Raw genomic sequence first — 6,164 nt, 5'->3', positions numbered from 1 at the left:
GCGTCCGGCCGTCTCTCCAACCCGTCCCACCGTCTCTCCAGTGTGTCCCAAGCGCCTCAGCAGCGCCGGTGAAGGGGTATTTACGGATTAGGTCTGGGACCTGCAACCCCCAATCTGAAAAAACTTTGCATTTCTTAACAGAAACTTCTCTAGGTTAATGAAAACAACAGGTTAGCTTAATAATTCTCTCTTCCGAGCCGGTAACGGACCGCACGGAACGGGGGAAAGAACAGCCCCTGGGCGGAATCGTACCCAATGCTGGGTATGCGCCCGGAACCGGGGCAAACAAAACGCCGCCCGAGTCTCCTCGGACGGCGCAAATTCTGCGAAGGTCGCAGGCTTACTTCAGATCGAACCTGTCTGCATTCATGACCTTGTTCCAGGCCGAGACGAAGTCGCAGACAAATTTGCCTTCTGCGCCTGCCTGACCGTAGACCTCGACCAGAGCCCGCAGCTGCGAGTTGGAGCCGAAGATCAGATCGACGCGGGTACCGGTCCACTTGACCTCACCGCTGGCGCGGTCCCGACCTTCATAGACGCCTTTGCCCGAGGGCTTCCACTCGGTGCCCATGTCCAGCAGGTTGGTGAAGAAGTCGGTGCTGAGCGTGCCAACGCGGTCGGTCAACACACCATGCTTGGTTTCACCGAAGTTGGCGCCGATCACGCGCAGACCGCCAACCAATGCGGTCATTTCCGGCGCCGACAGGGTCAGCAGCTGGGCCTTGTCGACCAGAAGCTCTTCGGGTGAAACCGAATAATCCGTCTTCTGATAGTTGCGGAAGCCGTCGGCCTCGGGCTCGAGCACGGCAAAGCTGTCCACATCGGTCTGATCTTGCGTCGCATCGGTGCGGCCAGGTGTGAACGGAACCTCAACCTCCTGACCACCGGCCTTGGCGGCCTGTTCGACACCCACATTACCAGCCAGAACGATCACGTCGGCCAGAGACACTTTCTTGCCCCCGGATTGTGCGCCGTTGAACGTCGCCTGAACGCCCTCAAGCGCGGTCAGCGCCTTGGCCAGCTTCATCGGTTCGTTCGCGTCCCAGTCTTTCTGCGGAGCAAGACGGATACGCGCGCCATTGGCACCGCCGCGCTTGTCCGAGCCGCGGAAAGTCGAGGCCGAAGCCCATGCGGTCGAAACCAGCTCGGACACCGACAGGCCAGTGGCCGCGATCTTGGCCTTCAGCTCGGCCACATCCGCGTCACCGATCAGCTCGTGATCCACGGCGGGGACATTGTCTTGCCACAGCAGTTCCTCGGCCGGAGATTCCTCGCCGATGTAATTCGAGCGCGGGCCCATGTCGCGGTGGGTCAGTTTGAACCATGCACGGGCGAAAGCGTCAGCGAATTCTTCCGGGTTCTCGTGAAAACGCTTTGAGATCGGACCATAGATCGGGTCCATGCGCATCGCCATGTCGGCGGTGGTCATCATGGTTTTGACCTTCTTCGACGCGTCATGCGCCGCCGGGGCCATGTCTTCTTCTTTGACATTCACCGGTTCCCAAATCCACGCGCCCGAGGGGCTTTTGGTCAGGTTCCAGTCATATCCGAACAACAGGTCGAAATAGCCGTTATCCCATTGGATCGGATTTGCGGTCCAGGCGCCCTCGACCCCTGATGTCGTGGTATCGTCACCCTTGCCGGACCCAAACTTGTTGATCCAACCAAAGCCCATCTCTTCGATCGGGGCCGCTTCGGGTTCGGGGCCGACCAGATCGGGATCGCCCGCACCATGCGCCTTGCCGAAAGTGTGACCACCAGCAACCAGAGCAACGGTTTCCTCGTCATTCATTGCCATACGGCCAAAGGTGTCGCGGATGTCACGACCCGAAGCCAGAACGTTGGGCTCTCCGTCCGGACCTTCAGGGTTTACATAGATCAGGCCCATCTGCACTGCGGCCAGAGGGTTTTCCAGATCGCGCTCACCGGAATACCGGCTCTGCGGATTGTCGGTCGGGGCCAGCCATTCTGTCTCGGTTCCCCAATAGATGTCTTCTTCGGGGGCCCAGATATCGGTACGGCCGCCGGCAAAACCAAAGGTTTTGCCACCCATGGATTCGATGGCGCAGTTACCTGCCAGGATCATCAGGTCAGCCCAGGAAATCTGGTTTCCGTATTTTTGCTTGATCGGCCACAGCAGACGACGCGCCTTGTCGAGGTTACCGTTGTCCGGCCAACTGTTGAGCGGCGCAAAACGCTGGTTCCCGGTCGAGGCCCCGCCACGGCCATCTGCCGTCCGGTAGGTGCCTGCACTATGCCAGGCCATCCGAATGAACAGACCACCATAATGGCCATAATCCGCCGGCCACCACTCCTGTGAATCCGTCATCAGCGCATATAGGTCTTCTTTCAGCGCCTTCATATCCAGCTTTTTGAACTCTTCAGCATAGTCGAAATCCGAACCCAGAGGATTCGAAGCCGCTCCGTGCTGGTGCAGGATCGACAGGTTTAGCTGGTTCGGCCACCAATCCCGGTTGGAACGGGTTCCAGCGCCGTGCATCACAGGGCATCCGCCTGCTTTGGGGTTATCACTTCCGTCCATATCGGTCTCCAATCCTAGCTAATATCCGGCGATCTTGCGCAGTGAAATTCGTGGTAATCAAGAACACAGATTCAAGACACGTCTTCCCCATCCAAATACGCTGAGCATCTGGCAAGGGTATCGGTATTCCTGAAGTCCTGACCTAGTCAGAAATAGCAAATTGCATTCATGCATAAAAGTTTTGTTTAATGATGAAAACCATAGGAAATAATTATGAAGAGAACATCCCCGGATCCCGCGCAATCGGAGCAATTTTCAAATCCCTGAATAACCTTGGGTCACATATAGACCACAGCCCTTGTTTTTCATCCGTATGCGACCACTGTCTTTATGAACGACACGAGCGCGGGTTCTTTTGTTCGGATCAGCGCCTAATACAGATTGACCGGCGTATTTGACTGCCGGTTCCGAAAATTTTTGGAGTCTGAATGCAATTTGATTATGTAATTGTCGGCGCAGGATCCGCCGGTTCGGTTCTTGCCGGTCGTCTGAGCGAAGATCCTGGAATACGTGTCTGCCTTCTTGAAGCCGGAAACGGCGGCAACGGCATGCTTACCAGATTGCCCGCGGCAACAGTGGCCTCGCTGCCGGGGCGGCCGAAAATCAACAACTGGGCATTTGAAACCGTGGCCCAACCGGGGCTGAACGGCCGCAAAGGATATCAGCCGCGCGGCAAGACGGTGGGCGGGTCCAGCGCGATTAACGCAATGTTGTACGTCCGGGGTCAGCGTCAGGACTATGATGGCTGGGCTGAACTGGGCTGTGCCGGTTGGGACTGGGACAGCGTCCTTCCCTATTTCAAGATGTCCGAACATAACGAAGATGGCGCCGACGACCATCACGGCGACAGCGGCCCTCTGCACGTGTCAAACCAGAAACAGCCGCGCCCGATCACGCTTGCCTTTATTGAAGCTGCCGAACAGATGCAGCACCGCCGAAGCCGGGACTTCAACCGGGGCGATAACGAGGGCGTTGGTCTGTATCAGGTCACACAGTTTCACGACCCCTCGAAGAATGGTGAGCGATGCTCGGTAGCGGCAGCCTATGTCTTTCCGGTCATGGACCGCCCAAACCTGACGGTCATTACCGACGCCCATGCCAAAGAGCTGACCTTTGAAGGAAAGCGGGCCACCGGTGTGGTGTACAGGAAAAAGGCGAAAGGTGCGGATATCACTGTCTCCGCCAGGCGCGAGGTTCTGGTTTGCGCCGGTGCACTTCAAACTCCGCAGTTGTTGCAGCTATCCGGGATTGGTGCCGCTGATGATCTGGTCAAACATGGGATCAAGGTGCGGCACGACCTGCCGGGCGTTGGCAAGAACCTGCAGGACCATCTGGATTTCACGCTGCTCTATAAAACCCGGGACACCAACACATTCGGCATCGGTGTCGCTGCCGCACTGAATTTGGCAGGACATATTTGGCGCTGGCGTAAGACCGGTAAGTCGATGGCGGCCACGCCATTTGCCGAGGGCGCCGCGTTTCTGAAAACCTCCCCGGCTTTGGATCGCCCCGACATCCAGCTGCACTTTGTCATTTCCTTGGCCGATGATCATGCAAGGAAGCTGCATTATGGCTATGGGTTCGGCTGCCATGTGTGCAAATTGCGCCCCGAAAGCCGTGGCACGGTCGGGCTGCACAGCGCCGATCCTTTTGCCGCTCCGGCCATTGATCCGGCTTACCTGTCCGATGACCGCGATCTGGACACGCTGATCAAGGGCGCGCGTATGACCAAAGACATTCTGCACGCGCCGGCCTTCAGTAAATTCCGGCACAAAGCGATGTACGGCATGGATGACGCTCAGACCGATGCGGATTGGGAGCACCATATTCGCGCTCGCGCCGATACGATCTATCACCCGGTCGGAACCTGCAAAATGGGTGTGGATGCGATGGCCGTGGTTGATCCCGAACTGCGCGTGCGCGGGATCGAGGGGCTGCGCGTGGTCGATGCATCGGTCATGCCGACTCTGGTTTCGGGAAACACCAACGCCCCAACCATCATGATCGCCGAGAAAGCCGCGGACCTGATCAAAGCCACCGCCCGATAAGGGCTCAGCCGTCCTTCATCAGGGCCTGCAGTCCAGCGCGGTAATCCGGATACAAAAGCCGGATACCCAGTTCATCCTTGATCCGGTCATTCCTGACCCGCTTGTTTTCATTATAGAAACTTCGGGCCATCGGGGACATATCGGCCTGGTCGAACGGAACCGCAGCGGGCAGAGGCAGGCCTTGCAGCTCAGCCGCATAGGCGATGACATCCTGTGGCGGCACCGGCTCATCGTCACAGACATTGTAAATCGCACCTGGGTTTGGCGATGCCATCGACGCCGCAAGCACCTGCGCGATGTCCGCCACATGGATGCGCGAGAACACCTGCCCCGGTTTGATTATGCGGCGCATTCCCACCCGTTTAAGTTTGGAAAATGGGCCGCGCCCGGGGCCATATATCCCGGCAAGGCGAAAGATGTGGACGGGCAGGCCCGGAATGTCTTGCCATTGTGTCTCGGCCCGGACGCGCCACCTGCCGCGCTCGGCAATTGGTGAAGGAAGGGTCGCCTCGTCCACCCAACCGCCTTTGTGGTCCCCATAGACTGCGGTTGTGGAAAGGTATCCGACCCAATCGAACTGACCTGCGCGGTCAGCGATTTTGTCGCCAAGCGCCGCCAGCACTGGATCTCCGCCCGCATTCGGCGCGGTCGAAATCAACAGATGTGTTACCCCGTCCAAATCAACCGTCTGACCGGGCCAGATCACCGGTTCGGCACCGGATGCGCGGACCGCACCCGATTGCGCCGGATCGCGCGTAGTTCCGAATACACGCCAACCCGCCGGTTCAAGATGCCGCGACAGGGCCTGCGCCGAATATCCGTGACCGAATGAAAAGAGTGTCTTAACCATATCCTTCTTGATGATCGCCAATGGTCCAAGATGCAAGCACCCGCCACTGGATACTTGATTCGAATCCCCACATACGCCTTTCATGAGTCATGAGTACAAAATCGCCCGACCTGCATGCAGCTTATGCGCTAGACAGCCCCGAGGACCACAAACGGCTTTATGCCGAATGGGCCGGCGACTATGATGACGGTTTTGCGGCGCGCGAGGACTATCAGTTGCATATCCACACCGCCCGCGCCTTTGTCAGCGCCGGGGGACAGGGTCCGGTTTTGGATGTCGGTGCAGGCACCGGGCTTTGCGGTGCGGTACTGGCCGGGTTGGGCGTTGGTCCGATCGACGCCACCGATATCAGCGCCGAGATGCTGGATCAGGCTCTGCGCAAAGACATCTACCGCGACGCGATTGAGGCTGACCTGAACCAGGGCATCCCGGTGCCGCGCGACAGCTATTCGGGCATTGTGTCCTCGGGCACATTTACCCATGGCCATCTCGGCCCCGAGGCCCTGCCCGCGCTGTTGAACGTGGCCCGGACAGGCGCGCAATTCGCTCTGTCGATTAACGCGAAACACTACGAATCTCTGGGATTTGCTGACGCACTGCACCAGCTTGCCCATGGGCAGATACAAAACCTGTCCCTGCCCGAAGTTCGAATCTACGGCGACCTGTCTGCCGGGCCCAACCGGGACGATACCGCCCTTATCGCAATGTTCGAGAAGATCTGAAC

4 protein-coding genes are annotated in these 6,164 nt (G+C 58.3%); 2 read left to right on the top strand and 2 right to left on the bottom strand.

Features of this window, described 5'->3' with window-relative positions:
- Nucleotides 1–340 precede the first annotated feature (340 nt).
- Nucleotides 341–2,542: a catalase/peroxidase HPI gene (gene katG / locus AC2FIP_RS20445; RefSeq protein ID WP_496787965.1), complete on the bottom strand. Its 2,202-nt coding sequence runs from the start codon at nt 2,540–2,542 to the stop codon at nt 341–343.
- 428 nt (nt 2,543–2,970) lie between these two features.
- On the opposite strand from katG, the gene AC2FIP_RS20440 reads away from it, so the two are divergent.
- Nucleotides 2,971–4,590 (top strand): GMC family oxidoreductase, encoded by a 1,620-nt coding sequence (locus AC2FIP_RS20440; RefSeq protein WP_496787964.1) that lies wholly within the window; start codon nt 2,971–2,973, stop codon nt 4,588–4,590.
- 4 nt (nt 4,591–4,594) lie between these two features.
- Here AC2FIP_RS20440 and AC2FIP_RS20435 read toward each other — a convergent pair whose 3' ends face one another.
- Nucleotides 4,595–5,440 (bottom strand): SDR family oxidoreductase, encoded by an 846-nt coding sequence (locus AC2FIP_RS20435; RefSeq protein ID WP_496787963.1) that lies wholly within the window; start codon nt 5,438–5,440, stop codon nt 4,595–4,597.
- An 89-nt stretch (nt 5,441–5,529) separates the two neighbouring features.
- Between AC2FIP_RS20435 and AC2FIP_RS20430 the strand changes: the two genes are divergently transcribed.
- Nucleotides 5,530–6,162, top strand: a complete 633-nt coding sequence (locus AC2FIP_RS20430) for a class I SAM-dependent DNA methyltransferase (RefSeq protein ID WP_496693133.1) — start codon at nt 5,530–5,532, stop codon at nt 6,160–6,162.
- The last annotated feature ends 2 nt before the right edge of the window (nt 6,163–6,164 follow it).

This window comes from Ruegeria sp. CDSB114 (assembly GCF_059611025.1).
The sequence above is the reverse complement of the archived record's forward strand: the minus strand, read 5'-3'. Positions and strand labels throughout refer to the sequence as shown.

What these genes read in the sequence shown, in the direction of transcription:
- katG (WP_496787965.1), bottom strand. Translation starts at nt 2,542, where the DNA reads ATGGACGGAAGTGATAACCCCAAAGCAGGCGGATGCCCTGTGATGCAC.
- AC2FIP_RS20440 (WP_496787964.1), top strand. Translation starts at nt 2,971, where the DNA reads ATGCAATTTGATTATGTAATTGTCGGCGCAGGATCCGCCGGTTCGGTT.
- AC2FIP_RS20435 (WP_496787963.1), bottom strand. Translation starts at nt 5,440, where the DNA reads ATGGTTAAGACACTCTTTTCATTCGGTCACGGATATTCGGCGCAGGCC.
- AC2FIP_RS20430 (WP_496693133.1), top strand. Translation starts at nt 5,530, where the DNA reads ATGAGTACAAAATCGCCCGACCTGCATGCAGCTTATGCGCTAGACAGC.